This window comes from Bacteroidota bacterium (assembly GCA_037133915.1).
Classification (GTDB): domain Bacteria; phylum Bacteroidota; class Bacteroidia; order Bacteroidales; family CAIWKO01; genus JBAXND01.
This window is the reverse complement of sequence record JBAXND010000033.1, coordinates 22468-47599: the sequence shown is the minus strand read 5'-3', so window position 1 is coordinate 47599 and position 25132 is coordinate 22468. Positions and strand designations below refer to the sequence as shown.

The window sequence follows — 25132 nt, the reverse complement described above, 5'->3', positions numbered from 1 at the left end:
ACCCCTGTTACCAGGATGAAAACCTGGCGTCCTAACCCCTAGACGAACGGACCAAAATGCTTTTTCCCTTAAAATTGGGAGTGCAAAAATAGGAATAATTTTTTATCCGGCAAATTTTCCTGAAAAAAAATTCGGTACGTTCGTAACGCAGCTGTTGTAATATACGTTAATAAACATTAATTATCGTTACATAGTTTCATCCGGATCGGCCTGAAAGCGAAAGCCCAAACGCTTGCCGGTGCGCAAATTCACATTGGATGTATATTCCTGCATCTCGCTCACCGACACCTCTTTAACGGCATCGTAGGGTGGCAGGAGCAAATCGAAATCAACACAATAAATTACCGATGTCTCCAGTATTTTACGTATAATATTTTTATCAATAATTTGTTCGGTAAAACTATTGTTCAGGAATTCTACCTGACGCTTTCCTTCCACAATAAACCGAAATTCTTTATTTACGAAAATACGTGCCACCAGATAGCCAACATCATTCTGCCGGTTGTATTTAAAGGAGTCGGCCAGAAAATTATACACATATATTATCCCGCAATACGACCTCATAACGTCCTTTTTCACGTAAGAACTTTTCATGATAGTATGGTCAATCGGGAATTCAAAAATATTGGTGTGCATCATGAAAACCAGCATGTCGGCAGCTACCTTCAGGTCGGCCTCAAACTCACCCTTGTCTCTGAAATCAACAGTAATTTTCGGATGGGTTTTGGATATTTCGCGGTTGGTCTCCATGGCAAATTCTTTTGCCACTTCTTTCAGGTCGTTGAAGACTTTGCGGGTATTATCAAAAATCTGCAGCTTCACCGCCGATTTGCTCTTCAGCCTTTCGATAACTTCATTACTTTTTGCCATGGCTTTGGTTGTTTACTGATACAAATGTAAAATTGTTTTCGATTCAGTTTACGGCATGCAATAATTTGACCATTTTGACCTGTGAAAAAATATTCAACGGAATGAATGAGCCTTCTCTACTTATGATTCGCTATAGGCGGGTTCCTCCTTCGCCTCACCTTTTAACTCGACACAGACCTTTCGGCGTTTCGACAGGCTCAACGACCGAATCTCAACAACCGACATTTTCACTTTGTGACTTACCGCCTAATCGAAGCGAATCGCTTTCAAAGGTGTGATGCGGGTGATGATGTATGACGGAATGATGAGAATAATCAGACACACCACAATGGTACCTGAATTTATAAGCACAATATTGACCAGGCTTAGATTTATCGGGACCTGTGAAACATAATAAGAGGCGGCATCGAGTTTCAAAACGCCCGTGTATAGCTGCAAAAAGCACAAACCAAGAGCAATTACGTTGCCCCAGAACAATCCGCGGACTACCAGCCATGCCGCATTGTACAGAAATATTTTCCGTACACTCCAGTTGCGCAGGCCAAGCGCCTTTAAAATCCCGATCATGGTGGTTTTTTCAATAATCAGAATGAGCAGTGCGCTGATCATATTCACGACAGCCACAAACGCCATCATGATAAGTATAATGGCAACATTTACATCCTGAAAACCGAGCCAGTCAAATATCTGCGGATAAAGCTGTTTAATACTTTTTGAATCGAGGTCATAGCCTATGGAAGCATATACATCAGCGGCAATGCGGTCGAGATCATCAAAATCATTGATAAGTACTTCGAACCCTCCGACCTGAGTGCTGTCCCATTGATTGAGCCGCTGAATGTGTTTGATATCGCCAATTACAAAAAGCTTATCAAATTCCTCCAGACCTGTTTCATAAATTCCATGAATCTTGAACTTGCGAACGCTTGGTCCTGACTGCCCTTCATTGATAAAGTACATTATCAGAGAGCTGTCAACGCCCAGCCTCAACTGCCCGGCGAGTATTTTTGAAATCAGCACTTCGTTGGTTTTGCCTGTATCACTGATATTCAAAGCGCTGCCACTTATTATTTTATTTTTGAAAAACGACCAGTCGTAGTCGCTGCCAACGCCTTTGAGCACCACGCCCTGGATCTCGTCGCTGGTTCGAATAATGCCTGCTTTGGTTGCATACACCTGAATATGCCGTATGCCCGGCTGCTTGTCGAGCGCCGGATAAAAGGTCTGGATTTTGCTGACAGGAGTTGATTCCAGTGAATTGTTTGAATCAAAATTACTGATCTGAATGTGGGCACCGAAACCTATCACTTTATCGCGAATTTCCTTCTGAAAACCTGTAACAATGGCAACGGAAATAATCATCACCGCAATGCCCAGAGCAATGCTGATAACGGCTATCCTGACAATAGGCTTTGAGAAATTTGCCTTGTTGCCCGATACTATATGGCTGGCTATGAAAAATTCCAGGTTCAATTGCTCATTTTTTTATTACTTTGCGAAGGTATTAAATATATTTTTCCAATTCCTAATAAAGCTGATGAACTCAAATCCTATAAAGAAATCGCTGGCAGCTCTTGCATCTATAATTCTGATTGCCTTCTGCGCCTCAGGACAGAGTGTATTGCAACTAACGTTCAAGGATATTGGTCCGCAGGATATCATGACCGGAGCACAGCGAACCACGCTTTATTATCCTTGGCTTCAAGACAAGAAAATAGCTGTTGTTGCTAACCAGACCTCAATGATTGGCAATGTTCATCTGGTTGACAGCCTTGTGAACGCCCGGTTTGATGTGGTAAAAGTATTCTGCCCGGAGCATGGTTTCAGGGGAGATGCCGAAGCAGGCGAAAAAGTGCTGAGCTATACGGATACCAAAACAGGTCTGCCCGTTGTTTCCCTTTACGGAAGCAAAAAAAAGCCTTCGGCCGACGACCTCAAAGGCATTGATGTGGTGGTTTTCGATATTCAGGATGTGGGGGTGCGATTCTATACATATATTTCAACGATGTCGTACGTGATGGAAGCCTGCGCCGAAAATAACATTCAGTTCATTGTACTCGACCGGCCCAATCCTAACGGTCATTACGTTGACGGACCGGTGCTTGAAAAAGAATTTTCTTCCTTTATCGGACTGCATTGCGTTCCACTCGTACACGGCATGACCGTTGCCGAATATGCATGCATGGTAAACGGCGAAGGCTGGCTCAAAGGCGGCATCAAATGTGATCTTAAGTACGTGCCCGTTTACAACTATAATCACACGCTTTTTTATCAGCTCCCGATAAAACCATCGCCCAATCTGCCCAATATGGAAGCGGTGTACCTCTACCCTACCCTCGGACTTTTTGAAGGCACTTTTATAAGTGTTGGACGCGGCACCGATAAACCATTTCAGGTAATCGGACATCCGGATTTGCCGAAAACCGATTTTTCGTTTACGCCTAAAAGTATTCCGGGAATGGCGCTGCATCCGCCCTTCGAAGGCAAAGAATGCAACGGTTATGACCTGGGAAATTTTGCTGATGAGTATATTAAAAACACAGGCAAAATTTATTTGTACTGGATTAAAGAACTGTACCGCTCACTGGGAAGCAATGCTGATTTCTTTAATTCGGGATTTGACCGCGTTGCAGGAAACTCTAAGCTGAAATACCAGATTATTATGGATGTGAGCGAAGATGATATCCGCGCAAGCTGGCAACAGGGTATTTCGGATTTCAAAAAAATCAGAAAAAAATATTTACTGTATACGGATTTTGAGTAATGCCTATTCAGAATGACGAAAAACAAAAAATCAAGCAGGACGGCCTTTGTATCAGCGAAACCACCTGCACCGCCTGAAAAAAAACGATGGCGCCCCAACGCTTATCAATTGCAATTATTAATACTGCTTGCGCTGAGCGCACTGCTTTATTTAAATACCATACCGGGCGATTATGCGCTTGACGACGGGCTGTTTATTACTGACAATGCGGTTACCAAAAATGGTATTTCAGGAATAAAAGACATCATTACCAAAGACGCCTTCTACGGAGTGTTTGGCGACAGCGCCAAAGACCTGCTTCCTGGAGGCCGCTACAGACCGCTCTCACAGGTGATGTTCGCACTGGAATACGAAGCCTTCGGATTAAATCCGCATATCGGGCATTTCATCAATATTCTGTTCTACGTGTTACTTATCTTCATCGTTTTTAAAACGCTGAGACTGCTTTTCCGCGATGATGGTGAAAAACCCTGGTACTTAAGTATTCCGTTTCTCGCAACGGTACTGTTCGCGGCACATCCGTTGCATACAGAAGTAGTGGCAAACATCAAAGGCCGCGATGAACTGCTGAGCATGGGCGGCGCTATGACAGCGCTGTTCATGAGTTTGAAATACACTGAATTAAAAAAATGGAAGTACCTGCTGTTTTCATTTATGGCCTTTTTCATTGCCATGATATCAAAGGAAAACAGCGTAACATTTATCGCCGTCATACCTCTCACACTTTTTGTTTTTACGAAGAGCAAACTCAAAGATTATGTGTTTACGACAGCGCCGCTGCTTCTGGGGTTCATATTTTATTTTCTTCTCAGATACAATGCGCTTGGCTTCATTACCAATAATGTGCAGGACACCGAATTGCTGAACAATCCGTTCATCGGCGTTGATTTCGCACATAAACTTGCCACCTTATTTTATACCTGGGGCAAGTACATTATGCTAATCGTATTCCCGCATCCGCTCACACACGATTATTATCCGTTTCAAATTCCCATCATCGGATTCGGAGATATCCGCGCTATTCTGCCCTTAATTACCTACATGGTTCTGGGTGGCTACGCTCTTTTCATGATTTTTAAAAAAGCTGTTCCTGCTTACGGAATTTTGTTTTTTCTGTTCACCTTCTCCATCTCATCAAATCTGGTATTCAACATTGGAACGTTCATGAATGAACGCTTCATGTTCGCGCCATTGCTGGGATTCACGATTATTGCGGCATGGTTTATCAGTATAAAACTTCCGACTTTCATCAAGAAAAAAGACACTTACACCACCCTTGTCAAAGCAATTCTGATTATTATATTGCTTGGCTATTCCGTGAAAACGTTTACACGAAATTTTGCATGGAAGGACACGCTGACGCTTTACACCACCGACGTAAAAACGTCTGTAAACAGCGCCAAATGCAATGTTGCAGCAGGTGAAATGATTATTAAAAGTATTGATGAGAAGGCTCCTGCCGATGTAAAAAAACAGAAGTACAACGAAGCAATGGCCTACCTCGATAAAGGGCTGAAGATGTATCCGCAGTTTAAATCGGGATGGGTGTATATGGGATATGCGCAGCGTGCCATGAACGATTATAAAAGCAGCCGCGAATCGTTTGAAAAAGTACTGAAACTTATGCCTACCGATGCCGATGCCATCAAGGCGCTTGATTTTGATTCACACGAGTGTTTTAAAAATGGTAATACCAAACAGGCAATTTTAAACGTCGAAACACTGATAAAATATGTTCCGGATAATCTCCAGTACTATTATCTGAAAGCCGAGATTTATGAAAACCTGGCAATGCCCGATAGTTGTGTCAGCATATTGAACCATATCCTTGTTATAAATCCCAAGTACGATAAGGCATTGAACAAGTTAGGCGAAATTTATGGCCGCGATTATAATGACCTTGCAAAATCAATGGAATATCTCAATAAAGCCTACGCTGTCAACCCACAAAATCCGGATGTTCTGAAAAATCTGGGGACGGCATCGGGCTTGAAAGGCAAGTATGATGAAGCGTTGAAATACCTGCTGGAAGCGGAAAAAGGATTGTCCGACAGCAAAGAAGTACTGAGTAAGATAGCTATTTCGTACCAAAACCTGGGCGATACGAAAAAAGCATCGGAATACATTCAAAAAGCAAACAACGCCAAGGGAAAGTAAGTGTTTTGTATATTTGTGCCATGATAGGGCAGCAGATACTGAATTACCGGATTGAAAAACTTATCGGCGAAGGCGGAATGGGAAACGTGTATCTCGCCGTTCACACGCATATTGGCCGTAAAGTGGCCATCAAAGCATTGAATCCAACGCTTGCACGAAATCCCGAAATCAGGGAGCGCTTTAAGAACGAGGCTTCCATGCTTTCGCAACTGCATCATCCCGGCATCGTTTCATTGTACGATTATGTTGAACTCGACAGCGGTGTATTTCTCGTAATGGAACTCGCCGAAGGCAAACCCATCGACGAATACATTCAAACCGTTACCGGTCCCATTCCCGAAGAAAAAGCCATTCCGCTGTTCGCGCAGATACTCGATGGTGTGGCGTATGCACATCACCGTAACGTGGTGCACCGCGATATCAAACCATCGAATATCATCATCACACCTGAAGGAAAAGCAAAAATACTTGACTTCGGCATCGCAAAAATCATCAGCGAATCGAGTCATAAACTTACCAAAACAGGCACCAAGCTCGGAACTGTGTTGTACATGAGCCCGGAGCAGGTGAAAGGACAGGAAGTGGACAAGCGCAGCGATATTTATTCACTCGGCATCACGCTATTTCAGATGCTCACAGGCAAATGTCCTTTCGACGAGAATCAGAGCGAATACGAAGTTTATAAAAAAATTGTTGAAGAACCGCTTCCTGAAGCCCGGAATTATTATCCCGGCGTTACCGACCGTATGCAGCAGATACTCGTAAAAGCGACGGCAAAAGATGTGAACGACCGCTTCCAGACCTGCGAAGAATTTCGTGAAGCCGTGATGGGTAAACAAACTCCGGTGAATAAACCTGCGCAGAGCACCGTACAAACCCAAATCAAAACAAAGAACCTAAAACCTGCCAAGACAAAAAGAAAATCGGGCGCCCTGCTGTTCTGGAATATTTTTATGGCGGCACTGTTATCGCTCGCAGTAGTGATTGCAATTATTCAGCTTGCATCGGGCGGTAAAGAGATGTATGTTCTGTCGCACGCGCTGTGGCTGCGATCAACACAAAACAATACGAGCAACGAGAATCTTGTTCAAAAATGCACCTTCGGCGAAAAAGTGGTGATTCTCGAAGACACAAAATATACAGATGACAAAGGTCAGAAATGGGTGAAGATAAAAACCGCAAACGGTAAAGAAGGTTACGTTGCGGTAAATTATTTGGGTACGCTTGAAGAATATGATCAGATATCATCCATCTTCGACGATGATGCACAAAAGCAAACGCCCGTGCTTTATAAAAAAGCAGTGCGCGAATATCTGGACTCCCATCGTTTTTTTGATAAAACAGGCAGTCCCGAATGGAAGGTATATCCGGAATCAAACGGATCGGAATACAACACATACTGCTCAGCCGATTTCAACAGCGACAGCATCAGCGATTATGCCTGCCTGTTGGAAAATACCGGAAGAAACAACTACCGTCTGTTAGCTTACATCAGCACCGACAACAACTACACCATCCTGAAAATGGACGAAGCATTTTCATCACCTGTTTTGATAAAATTCATCAGTAAAGGAACAAAGTTATTTACGGGAAAGTACACGGTTGACTACCGTTACGGCTTGTTCGGAGGTGTTACAGAAGTCAAAAAGAAAGTGTATGATGTTCTCGAAAACGACGGCATTATGCTCTGGTACAAAGATACAGGGTACAAATACCTTTACACCTTCGATATCCGTAACGAAAGTTTCAACAAACCCATCGACTGCACCCAATGATAAGCATCGCCATAGGTCGTAATTCCGATAATGATGTGGTCATCCATGATACGCACGTATCGGGCTATCATGTAAGGATTACGCTCGACGACAGTGGCAGATATTTCCTGCAGGATCTGGGTTCGAGCAACGGAAGCTATGTAAATGGTAAAAGGATTACGCAGGCCTACCTTCAGTCAAATGATATTGTAAAACTTGCAGATACCATCATTCCCTGGCAGGAATATTTTTCGGCAGGTCACAGCAGTGGTGTTTCGGGAAGCATCATCAGGCAGCTTACCATTGGCCGTTCGCAGGAAAATAATATTGTACTGAATTACGAAACTGTTTCGGGCAAACACGCCGTGCTTCATCTCACCGATAGTAACGAAGTATTGATTGAAGACCTCGGCTCTACAAACGGTACTTATGTAAACGATGTTCGGGTGAACACGGCCATGCTTCATCCGGGCGACAGGCTCCGGCTGGCAAACACTAGCCTGAACTGGATGGAATATTTATCGCCCGTACAAACATCAGCGAATAAAAAGCGTAAGGTCAACGGATGGTTTATCGCAACTATTGTTATTGCGGGCGTTGTATTGCTTTCCATTACGGGATGGGGCATTGCAAGTCTTGTAAATTCAACTTCCCAAGAAACGGATCAGGAGCAACTCACGGATACAATGCCGTCGCAACCATCGTCATTTACCGAGATGGTAAAATACATTGAAAAGGCGGTATTCAAGGTAGAAACAATGGATAAGCGCGGAAACGCGATTGCATTTGGAACCGGATTTTTTGTATCGTCGGCAGGCATTGGCGTAACCAACAGTCATGTGCTGAAAGGCGGAACCAAATGGGCAATCAAGACAGTTGATAACCGCGAAATTGCCATTACCGATGTGATGGAAAATAATACGACCTACGATTACGCAATCTTTAAAGCTGGCAACGGAGGCGAACAATTTAATTTCCTGAAAATAGCTCAGGCAAAACCCGACAAGGGAGAACGAATCATCGTACTCGGCAATCCTCAGGGCATTGAAAGTGTATTATCGGAAGGCAACGTATCAGGATTTACAGGCGGAACGGAGAATGATCTGGTGCAGGGCCAGTTTGGACAAGGCAGTTCATGGATTATGATTAATGTGGCCATCTCGCACGGCAACAGCGGCAGTCCGGTAATGAACTACCGCGGCGAAGTAATAGGTATTGCCACCCTCACCTTCGAAGAAGCCGACTGCAAACAATGTAATTTTGCCGTGAACATTGATATGCTCCGGGATAAGCTCAACAAATACGTGGTGGAATAATTGTGATTGAGAAAGGCAGGCAGCCGAAGGCTTTTGTCTTATGTCTTTTGTCTAACCTCTTTTATCTATATCAGAACATCGGGCAGGGAATACGTCTTCTGCCTTTTTTCTTGTCCTAAGATTGCAAATTACTTTTCTTAACAGTAAATAAACTGAATTTCCATCATCAGAAAAATTAACTATTATTTCCAATTTTAGTATTAATATTAAATAAAGTACTTATACTAATTTGCTATTTATTAACTTTTTACATATTTTGGCACTAATTTATTTTTTGTTAATTTTTTCATTTACAACAATACTTGACTTAATTTTGTGTTTGAGTAAAGGTTATATTCCTGTTACCTGAAAAACGGGAACAAATTAATACAAATAATAAAATGAATACAAAATTGAGTTTAAGCAAACTGAGCCAAGATGCCATCTGCAAAGAAGCACAAAGTGAAGTTAAAGGGGCGGCGGCTAACGCCAACTGCTGGAATGCATGGGTAGCCAAAGGAAAAACCGGCGGTTACGCAAACGAGCAATATTTGAATAGCAATAATGGCTATGACGTAAATGCGGCAATGACAAACATAATAAATGGTTGGTATTAGAAGCTTATATTCATAGCGAGAATTAGTTGGCAATTGTGCAGAATTATGTGCAGAGTTGCCAACTAAATGTGTATTCAAAGCTAGAGTTTATGGACAGAAAAAAACGACTAATTAGCATTACTGTTATTCTTTTACTATTTCTCTTTCCTAAATTAAAATATTTCGGATTAGTGCTGCCAAATATTTTGATTTGTGCATTAATAGAAATTGCATTGTTACTAATAGCAATGCCAATAATAAGTAAGGGAAGCTTCACTCTTTTTGGATTTAGAGGATTCAGACTTAAGCTGCTAATTTATCCAACTATTGTACTATTTCTATTTGCTTTTAGCCTAAATTATCTTGACATATATATACTTCAAATTCCCAAGGGTAGTGCGCAAATTAATATCACATCCAAAAGCTTGCGTTATCTGTATGCTATTGTAATAGGACCTATTTTAGAGGAATTGGTGTTCAGAGGAATACTACAAACCTCTATCGACTATCTACAGCAAAAGAATATACTTAAAATTCGGAATTTCAAAATTTCCTTGTCTGTATTTATAACAGCTTTAGCATTTTCACTTATGCATTTTTCAAATTTACTCGTAGGCGCAAGTTTATATTTAACCACCTATATTGTAATTAGTGCGTTTATTGTCGGCTTAGTATTATCGTACTACAGAGAAAGAACACAAAGTCTATTTCCACCAATAATTCTGCATATTTTATATAATCTTTTAGTAATAATTTTTACAATTGTTTTAATTAAAATCCGCTATGGCATTTTCATTTTATGAAGGAATGGAATTGGATAACGCTATTTGTAAAATATTTTCGCATTATTAAGTTTTGTACTATCCTAAGCTAATATTGTGTGCAACCAACAATAATCAAATCGTCTTTCAGTAACAATTACTACTTATTTTCTCCTGCCAAAAAAGAATTTCTATTTCTACATCCAATTCTGAAATTACTTATTTCCGAATATCAAAGGGGCACTGATATTAATATGCTAATAGTGGCAAATAGTGCAATTATATCAGCAAATACAGAGAATTTCACTAATGAAGAAATTCAACGTTATTTTGAAAAATTCAATCTGCTAAAACAGCAAGGATATCTAGACCCGACCACAAGTACAAGCCACCTAAGCGGTAGATTAAACGGCGAACTTGTAAAGGAAACTCTAGCTAATACGCTTAGTATAATCTTAGAAGTAACAGAAAAATGCAATCTAAATTGCAGTTATTGCAGTTATGGCAAACATTATAATCATTTTACACCTAGAGAGAATCAACAACTTGACATAAAAAAAACGACAACATTTCTAGACTACATTTTTCAATTAAAAAAAACTTCGCTAAACCGTAGTCTTGCACAGCCCTTGCAAATAGGATTTTATGGCGGCGAGCCTTTATTAAACATTCCATTGATCAAAGGCGTGACACAATACTTAAGAAAAAGAAAAGACATCCCACGCACAATACTTACAATGACGACTAATGCCACATTGCTTGATAAATACATGGGCTTTATTGTGGAAAATAATATTCATTTCAATATTAGTTTGGACGGCAGTCTCGATAATAACAGTTACAGGGTATTCTTTAATGGGAAGCCATCTTACAATAAGGTGTTTCAGAACATTAAGCTATTTCAAAAAACGCACCCTAAATATTTTGAGAAACATGTTGGTTTTTTATCCGTACTTCATGACAGAAACTCCATTAAGGAAATAAACACTTTTTTAAAATCCGAATTCAATAAAATCGCAAATATTAGTGAAGTGAGTCCGGTTGGCGTGGCCTCTGAAATGCGAGGAGAATTCAGTAAAATGTTCCGGAACCTTTACGAAGACCTATTCCAACAAGAAAATTACGCTATTGATGATAAGAACAAACAGCTGCTATTCGCAGACAGAACAATTGTAACAAAAATGTTGCATCAGCATTGTTGCCATGTGTATCAAAATTACAGAGAACTACTATTCGGAAATACACAGATTCCTTTACAAATTCCAACAGGGACTTGCTTACCTTTCTATTATAAAGTTTTTCTCACCTCTTCTGGTAACATTTTACCCTGCGAAAAAATTGGCCATCAGTTCGCTCTTGGTAATATTGACGGTAATAATATAGTGAATATTGATTGTGAGAATATTGCCGTGAAATATAATAAACTCTATGACAAACTTGAAGAACAGTGCGGCATTTGTCACAACGCAACTCTCTGCAGTCAATGCATTTTTAATATCAAAGACATTGACGAACATACTCCAACTTGTAATGGCTGCCTCTCAGAGCAGGAGTTTTCAAAGTATTTGGCCACACAAGTCGGCTATCTCGAAAAATATCAATCACAATATTCATTTATCATGAAGAATATTATTGGAAAATGAACGATAAGTTTTGGTTATATATTGAACCGTATGTTGAAATAATCGTGCATAAAAATAGCACTCTGCTTTATAACACATTAAACGGAAAACATCTGGAGTATCAGGACTCTCCAGAGATTATTTCACTGGTGAAAAATATTTTGACACCAAAGAACAACAGAATAATCTCGATCACTAACACTGACTATACTGGTAAAATTATTTGTGATTTCGTAAAAGACCTGCAGCAAATCCACGCCGGAGATATTATAAACAAAAATTTGACATTAAAAAAACCTTTTCAATTTACTCCAATAATCAATCTGCAAAGTGATGTAAAACGCTTTAAAAAAGAAAGAGAATGGATTGGTAATGACATTTTAAATAACCTTTTTGAGCTGACTATATTTGTAAACAGTAAACTTGCCGATTCGCCTTATCAAAATGAAAAGGCCTTTAAACAAATAATGTTTCCATACAGTGGTATTGAATATCAAGAACTCAGTTTCAATTCAATTCTTGCAATCAGCAAAAGCCTATCCACCAGCTCACCATGTACGATAAAAATATCAGGAGGCAACCTTTGTGCACACACCGAAATCAACAATATTATACTTCTGTTCAATTCAGTAAAAAGAAAAGTAAAATACATTTTTAATAGTTCAGAATTCATCGAAAATCTTGAGATACTAAATAAAATCAATCCTACTAATTCATCAATTACCGTCAACACTTTCATTCGTGGCACAGAAGAAGAATTCCTTGAAAAAATATTTACAATCCGGGATTATCCAATACCAGTAACATTCTCATCAATTATAGAAGATGATTCCGACATGGAAAAAATCGCATCTTCAATTCCAGACGATTATCCGAATCCTCATTTTCTAGCACCATATTATAACGGGACAAACATTGCATTTTTCAAATCCAATGTTTTCACCAAAATCGAAGAAATTTTTATTGAAAAGCAATCTCAGTTTAAAATTCAGCAAAAGAAAAAAATAAATACCAACTTATTTGGAAAATTGCACATTCTTCCAAATAAGGATGTCTATTCTGGGGTAAATGAAAAGTCGATCGGTAATATTGGCACTAGTTCATTAAAAGAGCTAATATATTTTGAAATGGCTAGGGGTAAGAGCTGGTTAAAAACTAGAACTAGCGTTATACCATGCAAATATTGTAATTACCAATTTTTGTGTCCTTCCATTTCAAATTATGAATACGCCTTAGGCCAATTTGATTTATGCAATATTCAAGAACATAACATGCGTGAGAAAACACATACTCACAATAATTGACACACAAAATCCTCATTGAAACCTCAGAACATCGGGCAGGGAATACGTCTTCTGCCTTTTTTCTTGTCGCGCTTTTTGCCTTTAAGCTGCGACTGGTCGAGCTGGTAGGAGATATTTATTTCATGTGAGCCAAGCGTGGCGGGCGATAAACGTGACAAGGTAGCATCATAGCTATAAGAACCGTAGAAGCGGCTCTTGCGCCCCAGTTTCATTCCAAGAACAACGGCCATAGCATCGCTGTTGTTGAATGAACGATACCACACACCTACAAAAAGAACACGCCACAACGCATTCACACCACACTGAAATGTTTGCATGCTTGCCTGTTTCTCATAAATAAACGCGGGAGCAACAATAAAATCTTCATCTTTCTTTATAGGGAAATTGAAGTTGATATGTGCCACATATTTTTTAGGAAGGTGCATTTCCTTTCCCAGAAATGAATAATCAGGCTCGGTGATATGATGAATGGCAAAACCCGCACGCACATTCCAGTTATTCCTGTAGGTTTTTCCAAAAGGCGCATTCTGATAATCGAACACCATTCCGAAACCGAAATCGGGAAGTATTTTGCCGGCATCGCTGCCGCTGTTGAAGCTGCTGGGCCTAACCACACCGTTCACCGCATCCAACTGATCACTGTAAACAAACTTATCCCAGTTCACGGATTTATAGGTCATGGAGAGCAGAAATCCTGCCTGAAAATTAAAATAGTGGGGCTTGTTTCCATATCCTGCGGCCCAGAGATTCATGGGGCGAATAGAAATAGGAATGCCCACAGACAAGGTTTTCAGCGAGCCTTCGCCTTCAATATCCTGAATAACATTAAGACCAACACCGCCTAATCCCCGAATGCCGGAGATATCAAGGTCGGCACTGAATTTACTGGTACTGAATTTCCCCGGCAGATTCGGCCATTGCTCACGGTGAGTGAGGCTCAGCTCCAGCCCGTTTGATAATCCTGCAAAAGCGGGATTAAAATAAAGCTTATTGAAATAGAACTGCGTAAAACTGGGATCCTGTGCAAACCCGGACAAACCGGACAGCACACAGAACAAAATCATTATGATCCCTGTTTTTCTCATGCTATCTGATGATTGTTATTGTTCCGTATTTTTTCGGTTTCTCGTCGCCGATAGCCATTCCTCTCCAAACTGAACCATCAACAAATGTTCCGGAGGCAGTCCAGACATAAGCATCCATGGGCAACACCTTACCCTGCGAAGTACCATCCCACGCGTCAATCGGGCGTCCTTCCGAATCAAGTGCACTTGTTTCCCAAACTATATTTCCCCAGGTGTCATAAACCTGCAACAGGAATGTCTTCAAACCTATGCCCACGGGTTTGAATACGCGCACAAGCTCGTTGTCATTATCCGGACTGAAAGCATTGGGAATAAACAAACCGTGAAATTCTTCGGGCGTAACCTGCTGTATGATCGTATCCGGACAATTAAACTCATTATTCGCGATAAGCATGACTTCAAATGAACCGTTCGTAGTATATCTGTGAATCGTATCCACACCTGTGTAATTACTGCCATCACCAAAATCCCAGAAGTAAATCGTGGCAATAGATGAGGTGTTGATGAACTCGATCGTTCCGTCGTTCATCACGCCGGTATTTAAATTTTGGTACGTAAATCCTGCAGTAGCATGAGGATATACCGAAATAGTATCCTGCAAGTATATACTGGAAGTACATCCTCCGTTTCCGAAGACTGTTAATGTAACAGAATACGAGCCGGGATTCTGGTAGGTATGCGTCGGATCAGGAAGATTGGATGTGCCGTTATCACCGAATAGCCAGCTGTACGCAATGCTGTCGATGGTTGTGTTGAAATTAACAGTAAGCGGTTCGCATCCTGATGTGGGTGTAATAGAAAGACTGTTTTCAAGTGAAGGATACACGCGGAATTTATGTGCCGAGGTATCAGAACATTGGTATTGATTGGCGACAACCAGACTGACATTATAAGTACCTTCCGCAGGGAAGATAATTTGTGCATCAGGCGCATTGGAAACGCCGGTGTTATCTGAGAACCACTGGAATCCCTGAGCACAATAGGCCTGCTGATAGAACTGTGCAATAGCAGGAACTTCAAAGCTGCAATACACTGAATCCTGGGCGTAGAAAGCGCTCACCGGCCTCGGATGAACCGTCACCGGCACAGAAATAGTATCGGCACAACCACTGTTATTCGCAATAAGCCTGACGTCATAGACCGTATCAACACAATGACTGCTGTTGCTGAATACTTGTGATGGATTGGTAAGTACAGAAGAACCGCCGTTATCAAAATACCATGTGTATGTGTTATAGGTCAGACTGTCTGTATTATTTGTAAACTGCACATCAAAGGGCGAGCAGCCTGCAGGCGGTCCTGCGGTGAAAGAGGCATTGGGCCTGAAACGTACATGAATGATATCTGATGAACTGCCTGCACAAGTGTATTGATTATCCACCGCTAAAGTAACGGGGAAATTGCCCGACGAAGTATAAACATGATACGGATTCGTAAGAGTGCTTTGACCACCATCACCAAAATCCCATTGGAAATTTGTAATACCGCTTCCCTGACTTGTAAAGAAAACCGTATCCCCTGAACAAAGGTTGTTGTTGGAAGTAAAGGTGACACTGGCAGTCGGGAATACCGTAATGGTATCACTATAAGCGGTGTCAAGACTACACCCATTCGTAATGGTAAGCATTACTACAAATTGTCCCGAAGTCAGGTAAGTATGCGTTGGGCTGGTTTGATTGCTCACGTTTCCGTCGCCAAAGGTCCAGAATGATTGTGTGTTTTGCGTGGAGAAATTACTGAAATCAACTGTCAGAGGTTTGCAGCCTGAAAGTGTATCGGTATTGAAAAAGGCGAACACTGTATTCGGATGCACAAGAACGGTACGCTGCATTGTATCAAGCCCACAGCCATTTTCAGCTATCAGTGTTATCGTAAACGAAGTATCAGCATTTCCCAGATTCATGAAGGTATGGGTAATCATCTGGCTGAATGTAGTCGAGGTGATGATGGGTGAGCCATCGCCAAAATCCCAATACATTACTAACGGCATGCCTGCAATGGTATCATAGAAATTAATCAGAATCGGTGAACATCCCGAATTTACCGACATTCCAAAATTGACTACCGGCTGCGGATAAACTGTAATTGAATCATAATGATAGACAGTACCGCACATGTTGGTAGCAGCAAGTGTAACAATATACGTCGTATCAGCAAGACCTTGGGGGAAGGTAATATTAAACGGTCCGGGCAATGTTGAAGAAGGCACAACACCAAAGTTCCAGAGATAGCTTACACTATCGCCATACGAAAGGTTGATAATATCCACCGGAAGCGGGGCACAGCCATTGTCGGGACTCACAGAGAAATCAGGAGTGGGCACCTGAATAATATGAATGGAATCGGTAATCGTGTCACGACACCCGTTGATTGAAATACTTATTAGCTGTACCAGATAATGACCCTGATTCGCGTAAGCGTGTGAACCGTTCGTTTGATTTGATGTATATCCGTCACCAAAGTCCCATAGATAATTCTGACCACCCGTAGTTGTATTGAGGAATTGAACCGCCACGCCAATGCATCCATGCGATGGATGCGTGAACCCTGCTACCGGCAGCGGATAAACCGTAATACTATGCGTTATCGTATCCTGACATCCTATGCTGGAACCAACAATAAAGGTGACAGTAAAGTTTCCTGAGGTGTTATAGAAGTGCGACGGATTCTGAATTAAGGATGTATCTCCATCTCCAAAATCCCAGTTCCAGCTATTGATAAAGCCTAAAGTGTTAACCGAGGTATTTGTGAAGTTTGTAGCCTGTCCAAGACAAACACTGGTAAATGCAAATCCGGGTATCGGTTGTGGATGGATTGTAACGGTATGACTTACAGTATCGGCACAGCCTGTACCGTTCATGTTGATAATCAAGGTTACCGTATAAACGCTGTCAATCATACCTGTATTGGTAAATGCTGCAACCGGGTTCTGAAGCGTGCTTGTATGTCCATTCCCAAAATTCCAGTGATACGTAAGCGTTGTTGGAGTAGATTGATTTGTAAAAGTTATCGCCATTGGGCTGCAGGCAATATTGGTGCTCATTGTAAAGGCAGCCACAGGCAATGGATTCACAATAATCAGGTAATTGGTTTCTATGCCTGAACATGCAATCCCCGCAGTTATAGTGGGGATAATATGGTAAATAACCGTGTCAGGAGAAGTACCTGGATTGACAAGTAATTGCGCCGGTATTGTTCCGGTACCGGATCCGGTAAATCCGGTGATACCTCCACTGTGAATTACACTCCAAGCAAATTGCGTGTTGGCAACGTTCGATGTTAGTGTTACCAGAGAGCTCCATTGCCCCGAACAAATTTGCTGAATCATAGGTGAATTAGTGACGGCCGGAACAGGATTTACTGTAATCACCGATTGACCAAGGTTACCGGTACATCCATTAGCAGTCGGAATTGCCGAATAGGTAACGGTTCCCTGCGTTACCGTACTATTTGTCAGAATCATTCCCGGGATATTTCCACTTCCAGACGCAAGATGGCCGCTTATACCGGCTGTTGCATTACCCGTCCAGGTATAGGTTGTTCCCGAAACATTAGAACTGAGGTTTATCAAAATTGAAGTGTCACCGGCACAAACAGTCTGTGAAGGCGGTGCCATATTAATCTGCGGATTTGGCTTTACAAGCACATTGGCAATTATTGTAGCACCGGGACAGGCGGCCGCACTTGGAGTAATAGAATAGTGCGCTGTATCTATTACATTCAATGTCGTGGTTATCGTCTGCTGAATCAACGCTCCTATTCCCGGAACGGCACCGTTTATACCAACAGGAGCACTCACAGTCCAGCTATACGTTGTTCCGGCAACGGTTGACGTTAATCCGATAGAAGTTGTAGCGCCGCTGCAGATAGAACTTATGGCAGGTGATGCCGTTGCTTGTGGCAGCGGATTCACAGTTATTGGGATGGTTACTGTAGCACCGGGGCAGTTATTTGACTGAGGTGTGACCGTGTAATTTACAATTTTGGGCGTTACTGTTGAATTTGTTAATGCCTGAATAATCTGTGACCCGCTTCCGGCAGACGCACCACTGATACCAGCAGGTGCCGACACAACCCAACTGAACGACGCGTTTGGCGGGTTCGAGGTAAGATTGATAAGTGTAGATGCACCACTGCAGATTGTTTGATTAGTAGGCGTTGCGATAGGAATTGCCGAAGAATAAACAACCACCTTAACCGTGATGGGCGTTCCCGGACAGTTTCCTAACTGTGGCGTAATCGTGTACGTAAGTGAATCGGTATGATTAGTTGAATTTACAAGCGTTTGGTTGATTGCATTTCCTGAACCTGCCGATGCGCCCGAAATACCCGGTGGCGCGGAAACCGTCCAGCTAAAAGAAGTCCCGGGATAAGTAGATGATATGCTTACCGAAGCCAACGTATTGCTGCATATATACTGAGTCAGCGGACTGGCTGAGACATCGGGTACCGGCGCAATATTTACCGTGAATGATGTGAAATTGCCGGTACAACCGTTCAGGACAGGTGTAACCGTTATTGTTCCCGAAATGTTTGATTGGGTTCCGTTGGGCGGAGCTGTCCATGATGGGATATTCCCCGTACCGTTTGCGCCTATACCAATAGTTGTATTCGAATTCGTCCAGTTAAAGGTTGAACCTGCAGGAGTGCTTGAAAAGTTCCCTATATTAATTTGCTGTCCCGGGCAAACGGTTATGTTACTGTGTGGCGTTGCTGTAGGAGTTGGATAAATAGTTACCGTGAATGTCGTCACCGGACCGCCGCAGCTATTCAAAGATGGTGTAACAGTAATTGTACCGGTAATATTAACCCCTGTATTATTGGCCGGAGCATTCCATCCATTAATATTGCCCGCTCCGATTGAACCTAACCCGATGGCTGTGTTTGAATTTGTCCATGTGAATGTACTGCCTGCAGGCGTACTTGCAAAAGCAGGAATGCTGATGGCCTGCTGTGGACAAACCGCAATGTTACTAATCGCATTGACGGTTGGCGTGGGATAAATATTAACGATAAATGTGATGGGTGTTCCTGAACAGCCATTTCTCATGGGCGTTACAGTTATGGTCCCCGAAATTGTTGCATTGGTGCTATTGGCAGGCGCTGTCCATCCCGGGATATTTCCACTGCCCGATGCCCCCAGTCCAATAGCGGTGTTACTGTTACTCCAGTTAAAAGTAGTACCTGCCAGATTACCTGAAAAACTAAATGCATTGATAGCCGTTCCCGGACAAACCGAAACACCCGTAACGGGGTTAACAGTGGGTGTCGGGTATATAGTAACGGTGAATGTTATCGGACTGCCAGCACACCCTTGCGGTGATGTGGGAGTTACGGTAATCGTTCCTGAAATATTATTGGTTGTATTATTGGCAGGTGCCGTCCACGAAGGAATATTTCCTGAACCTGAAACCCCCAGACCGATAGCCGCATTACTGTTTGTCCATGCATAGCTGGTCCCGACAAGATTGCTTGTAAAGGATGGAACACTTATAGTTGCAGCAGGACAAACGTTAATGGACGAAACAGGTGACATTGTTACATTTGGGTACACAGCCACTTTGGCAACAATCGGGACGCTGCTGCAACCACTCAGTGAAGATGTAATTGTATAACGAACCGTGTCAGTTGTAAAACCAGAGTTTGCCAATGTCTGATTGATTACTGCACCCGAACCACCCGATGCGCCTGTTATCGGAAGCGGAGAAGCTGCCGTCCATGAATAAGATACGCCGGTATAAGCCGAACCGAGATTGATAACTGCGGCAGTATTGCTGCAAATAGTCTGCACCATAGGTGTTGCGGTAACATCAGGCTGAGGGCTGATATTCACGGTAAAGTTCATAGCATTTCCCGAGCAACCGTTCAGCGACGGAACAACACTGATTGTTCCGCTGATATTTGTGAAGGTATTGTTTGAAGGTGCAGTCCATGCCGGAATTGTGCCTGTTCCGTTTGCACCCAGACCAATCGCGGTATTTGAGTTTGTCCAGGCAAACGTAGCGCCTGCAGGTGTACTGCTAAAGTTGCCGATATTAATTTGCACTCCGGGACAAACCGTAATGTTACTGTGTTGCGTGGCAACCGGAGTCGGGTAGATTGTAACCGTGAAACTCATTACAGGTCCGCTGCATCCGCTGAGTGACGCGGTAACAGAAACAGTACCGACAATATTAACACCGGTATTATTTGCCGGTGCATTCCATCCGGCAATGTTGCCTGAACCGCTTGCTGCAAGACCGATAGCTACGTTTGAATTAGTCCATGTAAAGCTCGCACCGGAGGGCGCACTTACAAAATTGTTAATGCTGATTGCAGTGCCGGGACACACTGCAATGTTGCTTTCCTGCGACACTACCGGAGTAGGATAAATATTTACTGTAAAACTAATCGGAAGACCGGGACAGCCGTTCTTAACAGGAGTTACCGTTATAGTGCCACTTATGTTTACGCCTGTACCATTAACCGGTGCTGTCCAGGCAGTAATATTTCCACTTCCGGAAGCAGCAAGGCCTATTGCCGTGTTGCTGTTAACCCAGTTAAATGTAGTTCCTCCAAGGTTGCTGATAAAACTACCAATGTTAATAGACTGTGCAGGACACACATAAATATCAGAAACAGCCGTTATAACCGGCGTAGGATATATGGCAACAGTAAAGGTAACCGGTGTGCCGGTGCATCCATTTGCAGAAGTGGGCGTTACAGTTATCGTCCCGGTAATATTCGATGTAGTTCCATTAGCCGGTGCTGTCCATGCAGGAATGCTGCCTGCGCCTGATGCCCCAAGACCGATGGAGGTATTCGTATTTGTCCATGCATAGGTTGTTCCGGCAAGGTTGCTGGCAAAGGCAGGTATGGTAATTGTTGTGCCCGGACAAACTGACTGAGAAGTAACAGCGGTCATTATTACTTTCGGATACACCGCAATTTTTACAACAATGGAAGCACCTGAACAGGCGCCAACAGCGGGAGTAATTGTATAGCGAACCGTATCGGTGGTAAGATTTGTATTGACCAACGTCTGCCCTATCGAGCTTCCGGAACCTGCAGATGCACCGGTAACGCCGCCGGGTGCAATTACGGTCCACGAGAATGTGGCACCCGGATAAGTAGAGCTGATGCTGACAGCCGTTGACGTATTGCTACAGATAGATTGCACCATTGGGGATGCAGAAATATCCGGAATTGGGTTGATTGTAACCGTAAAATTCATCGGACTTCCCGGACAACCGTTTGATGATGGTGTAACCGTAATCGTTCCAACAATAGGATTCAATGTTCCGTTCGGAGGTGCTGTCCATGGAGCAATATTCCCCGAACCGCTTGCCGCAATTCCTATGGCAGTATTGCTGTTCGTCCAGGTAAAAGTAGCGCCTGCCGGCATGCTGACAAAGTTGCCGGGTGTAATTGTTTGTCCGGGGCACACCGTGATATTACTGATTTGCTGAACGGCCGTTGCCGGGAAAATAGTAACTGTAAACGTCATTGTTGGTCCGGTACACCCATTAACCGACGGTGTAACCGTAATAGTTCCGACGATGTTCGCACCGGTCCCGTTTATTGGTGCAGTCCACCCCGGAATGTTACCGCTTCCGCTCGCAGCAAGTCCAATAGATGTGTTTGAATTGGTCCATGTAACAGTAGCACCTGCCGGAACCGTTACAAAATTTCCTATCGTGATAGGTTGAAGCGGACAAACAGCAATATTACTAACCTGATTCACTGAAGGAGTCGGGTAAATAGTCACCGTAAATGTCATCGGCGTGCCCGGACAACCGTTCTTAACAGGCGTTACAGTAATAGTGCCCGTAATACTTGCGCCCGTGTTATTGGCCGGTGCCGTCCATGTAGGAATATTTCCGCTGCCTGATGCACCAAGACCAATGGAGGTATTGCTATTCGCCCAGTTATAAGTGATTCCGGAAAGGTTCCCGGTAAAGTTGGGAATAATGATGGATTGCCCGGGGCAAACGGCAATATTCGTAAGTTGAGTAACCGTTGGAGTAGGATAAATAGTAACGGTGAAACTGATAGCTGGACCAAGACATCCGTTCGGTGATGTTGGTCTCACTGTAATTGTGCCTACAATATTTGAAGTAGTATTATTCGGCGGGGCATTCCATGGAGTGATGTCGCCGTTGCCCGATGCCGGAATACCAATCAGTGTATTGTTGTTCGTCCAGGTAAAAGTTGTGCCTGTTACATTGCTTATCCAATTTCCGAAATTAATAGGTTGCCCCGGGCATACCGCCACATTAGGTACAAAAGACAAAACCGGAGTTGGATAAATCGTAACTGTAAATGTCATCGGCGGACCGCTGCATGAGTCAAAAGTGGGTATAACGGTAATGGTGCCGGTAATGCTTACGCCTGTATTGTTTGCCGGAGCAGTCCATGCCGGAATACTTCCTGTTCCGCTGGCACCTAATCCAATGGCTGTGTTTGAATTTGTCCATGCAAATGCTGTTCCTATGATGCTGCCGCTAAAATTCCCGATAGTAATAGTGGACGCAGGACATACCGCAATATTGGGTTTCTGTGTTATCGCCGGCAGCGGTTTTACAATGATATTTTTTGTGAGTGTGGTATCACCGCAGCTATTACTGGCTTTCACCGTCACGGTATAACTTCCCGGAGTGCTGTAGCTGATGGTTCCGGGATTTGCCAGCGTGGATGAATTCGGAACACCGCCCGGAAAACTCCACAGATAGGTAACCGATCCATAGCAAGGTGTAAAAATTGCCGTAGGATTGATGCTTCCGCCCTGACAAATTTTCGCGGGGATAACAGGAGGCGAAACAGTGGGCTTTGATTTTACACGAATAACTTTTGAATAAACAGCCGGCGGGTTACAACCATTGTTAACGGTAAGTCTGATGGTATATTTCCCCGGACGGTTAAACATAATCTGAGGACTGAATGATGTTATTGAAGTTCCATTCATGAAGGTGTAACCACCGCAGCCAAGCGTGCTGCAGCTATCGTTAATGCAGGTTATGCTCCATGTAAATGTAGCCTGATTACAGATGTTCGCGAGGTTAGTAAGGTTTGTAATTACCACCGAGTGAGGTCTGCAAAAAACCGAATCGCTCAATGTGAATAATGCCACAGGCAGTGGGTTAATGCACACCGTATCCATGAATGAACTTTGACCGCAGGGTATATTTTCAGCGATAAGCGTAACAACGTAATGACCCGGAGCCGTGTAAATATGTGTTTGAGGAGTCGGCACAGCAACAACAACAGGAGGTGTGCCGTCGCCAAAATTCCATGTGTATATACCGGTTGTATCACACAGATAATTATGACCTCCCATAGAGGTATTTGTGAAACTCATCGGTTGATTCACGCAGCCCATGGGCGGTGCAGAAAATCCTGCAACAATTTTTGAAAATGTACGGATATTATCCGTCGTGTTTTTTGTTGAGTCGCATGCATTTTTTGCTGTAATAGAAGCAACGAAGCAATTCTGGCAGCCCGTTATGCCTATATGATTGCATGATGAAATCATATAGGTATGACAAATGGTGTCGGGCGGCGGATGCGTGAGTGTAACTTTCGGAGAGCCGTCACCGAAGTCAACAACATAAAGCGTAGTGTTGTGATTAAGCTGATAATTACCAATAGTGAAACATACATCGGTGGGAGTGCATCCCATGGTGCTACCCATACCACCGAATGAAATAGCAGGGTTTGAAATATTTGTAATAAGGTAAGACTGTGATGCCACGCAGCCATTGGCACCCGTAACTTCAAATACAAGAAAAAATACGCCCAGCGTATTGTAGGTGTGCGATGCGGAAACAAAACCGGAACTCACAAAATTGGGTGAGCCGTCGCCCCAGATAATCTTATATGAAGTGTTATTTGTTGTTGAATTATTGTAAACGGTTATCGGGTACTGCTGATTATAAAACGTAGCATTGGCGCAGTTTCCAAAATTCGTCAGCGGGTCAATCAACGAGGCATCAGGCAGTTTTTTAACATGAACAATGTGAGTGATGGTATCGGTGCAATTATTCAATGATGTTACTATCAGTGTGGCATTGTAAAGCGAAGTATCGTTGCCGGTAACAAGTGCATAGTTATGCGTGGGATACTGCAAGGTCGAAGTCGTTCCGTCACCAAGATCCCATGAATAGTTGCCGGCTGTGCTGTTGTTGATAAAGGTAACCGAAGTCCCGGCACAGCCGTAATCGGGGCTAAATATAAAAGCGGCCGTAGGTCCCGGAAGTACCGTAACAGTAATAGTGGCGCTGTCGCGATGATTCAGAGCATCAATAACCCGGACTTTATAAAGTGTCGTATTTGCAGGAGTGGCAATCTTTATGGAATCAAGCGGACCCGAAAGTCCGGTCATCGGTGTCCAGGTATAGGACACCGCACCAACGGCTCCCGTAACATGAGCAAGCAGCTGAACCGAAGAACCGGCACAAACAGTTGCACTCGAGGGTTGAAGGGTAACATCAATGACCTGCGCCTGCGATGGGAAATACCACAGCAAAAGAAGAAAAAGAAGTAAATTTCTCAATCTCATAAATGTGGGTATTTCACAATAAACATTTTTTAAAGGGCTGCTTTATCTTCATCCAAAACTTTTTTACCAACAAAAAACTCACTTCTACAAATATAATATGCTTCGTTCCAAAAATAACGTATTAACAAAACATTGGGAGTTTAACGAAATTTCATAAAAAATAGTTGCATTACATCTCCAAATATTAAAATTATGTCGAACATTTCTAATAACTTATCATAATATTTTGAATTTCAGTATAAATCAAATTCGTAATAATTATGCGCCTTTTTTAGCTAAGTCTCTTCAACTTTATAGAGACATATATATAGACGAAAAAAAAGTTCATTATGTTGCCTCATATAAATAAATGTGTAATAATACTTACATTTCACGAATATAAATTGC

General features: G+C 42.7%; 12 protein-coding genes. 8 read left to right on the top strand and 4 right to left on the bottom strand.

Features of this window, described 5'->3' with window-relative positions; genetic code table 11:
* Positions 1-186: 186 nt before the first annotated feature.
* Entirely contained in the window at positions 187-870 is a 684-nt protein-coding gene (locus WCM76_11510; GenBank protein ID MEI6766261.1) for a hypothetical protein, read from the bottom strand.
* A 246-nt stretch (positions 871-1116) separates the two neighbouring features.
* Complete coding sequence (locus tag WCM76_11505) at positions 1117-2343, bottom strand: FtsX-like permease family protein (GenBank protein ID MEI6766260.1); 1227 nt, start codon at positions 2341-2343, stop codon at positions 1117-1119.
* A 64-nt stretch (positions 2344-2407) separates the two neighbouring features.
* On the opposite strand from WCM76_11505, the gene WCM76_11500 reads away from it, so the two are divergent.
* The 8 genes from WCM76_11500 to WCM76_11465 all read left to right on the top strand — a co-directional run bounded on the left by WCM76_11500 (position 2408) and on the right by WCM76_11465 (position 13123).
* The gene (locus tag WCM76_11500) at positions 2408-3634 is read left to right on the top strand and encodes a DUF1343 domain-containing protein (protein ID MEI6766259.1); all 1227 of its coding nucleotides are present in this window, start codon (positions 2408-2410) and stop codon (positions 3632-3634) included.
* A gap of 12 nt (positions 3635-3646) precedes the next feature.
* Positions 3647-5791 (top strand): glycosyltransferase family 39 protein, encoded by a 2145-nt coding sequence (locus WCM76_11495; protein ID MEI6766258.1) that lies wholly within the window; start codon positions 3647-3649, stop codon positions 5789-5791.
* Between the two features lie 20 nt (positions 5792-5811).
* Positions 5812-7566, top strand: coding sequence for a serine/threonine protein kinase (locus tag WCM76_11490; GenBank protein ID MEI6766257.1), 1755 nt, complete (start codon positions 5812-5814; stop codon positions 7564-7566).
* Positions 7563-8861, top strand: a complete 1299-nt coding sequence (locus WCM76_11485) for an FHA domain-containing protein (GenBank protein MEI6766256.1) — start codon at positions 7563-7565, stop codon at positions 8859-8861. The genes WCM76_11490 and WCM76_11485 overlap by 4 nt, the downstream gene beginning before the upstream one ends.
* Positions 8862-9241: 380 nt before the next feature.
* Entirely contained in the window at positions 9242-9457 is a 216-nt protein-coding gene (locus WCM76_11480; protein MEI6766255.1) for a hypothetical protein, read from the top strand.
* Between the two features lie 89 nt (positions 9458-9546).
* Positions 9547-10239, top strand: coding sequence for a CPBP family intramembrane glutamic endopeptidase (locus WCM76_11475; protein MEI6766254.1), 693 nt, complete (start codon positions 9547-9549; stop codon positions 10237-10239).
* Positions 10240-10460: 221 nt separating this feature from the next.
* Positions 10461-11840 carry a radical SAM peptide maturase gene (locus WCM76_11470; GenBank protein MEI6766253.1) on the top strand — a complete coding sequence of 460 codons (1380 nt, stop codon included), beginning with the start codon at positions 10461-10463 and terminating at the stop codon, positions 11838-11840.
* Positions 11837-13123 carry a TIGR04150 pseudo-rSAM protein gene (locus WCM76_11465; GenBank protein ID MEI6766252.1) on the top strand — a complete coding sequence of 429 codons (1287 nt, stop codon included), beginning with the start codon at positions 11837-11839 and terminating at the stop codon, positions 13121-13123. Before WCM76_11470 ends, WCM76_11465 begins: the two co-directional genes overlap by 4 nt.
* Positions 13124-13146: 23 nt before the next feature.
* On the opposite strand, the gene WCM76_11460 is transcribed toward WCM76_11465, so the two are convergent.
* Together WCM76_11460 and WCM76_11455 are read right to left on the bottom strand one after the other, a co-directional pair.
* On the bottom strand, positions 13147-14208 hold the full coding sequence (locus tag WCM76_11460) for a PorP/SprF family type IX secretion system membrane protein (GenBank protein ID MEI6766251.1): 1062 nt from the start codon (positions 14206-14208) through the stop codon (positions 13147-13149).
* Position 14209: 1 nt separating this feature from the next.
* Positions 14210-24745, bottom strand: a complete 10536-nt coding sequence (locus tag WCM76_11455; protein MEI6766250.1) for a PKD domain-containing protein — start codon at positions 24743-24745, stop codon at positions 14210-14212.
* Between the last annotated feature and the right edge of the window lie 387 nt (positions 24746-25132).

Coding starts and splice junctions, on each gene's coding strand:
- WCM76_11490 (MEI6766257.1), top strand. CDS start 5,812: ATGATAGGGCAGCAGATACTGAATTACCGGATTGAAAAACTTATCGGC.
- WCM76_11480 (MEI6766255.1), top strand. CDS start 9,242: ATGAATACAAAATTGAGTTTAAGCAAACTGAGCCAAGATGCCATCTGC.
- WCM76_11500 (MEI6766259.1), top strand. CDS start 2,408: ATGAACTCAAATCCTATAAAGAAATCGCTGGCAGCTCTTGCATCTATA.
- WCM76_11475 (MEI6766254.1), top strand. CDS start 9,547: ATGGACAGAAAAAAACGACTAATTAGCATTACTGTTATTCTTTTACTA.
- WCM76_11460 (MEI6766251.1), bottom strand. CDS start 14,208: ATGAGAAAAACAGGGATCATAATGATTTTGTTCTGTGTGCTGTCCGGT.
- WCM76_11485 (MEI6766256.1), top strand. CDS start 7,563: ATGATAAGCATCGCCATAGGTCGTAATTCCGATAATGATGTGGTCATC.
- WCM76_11510 (MEI6766261.1), bottom strand. CDS start 870: ATGGCAAAAAGTAATGAAGTTATCGAAAGGCTGAAGAGCAAATCGGCG.
- WCM76_11465 (MEI6766252.1), top strand. CDS start 11,837: ATGAACGATAAGTTTTGGTTATATATTGAACCGTATGTTGAAATAATC.
- WCM76_11495 (MEI6766258.1), top strand. CDS start 3,647: ATGACGAAAAACAAAAAATCAAGCAGGACGGCCTTTGTATCAGCGAAA.
- WCM76_11455 (MEI6766250.1), bottom strand. CDS start 24,745: ATGAGATTGAGAAATTTACTTCTTTTTCTTCTTTTGCTGTGGTATTTC.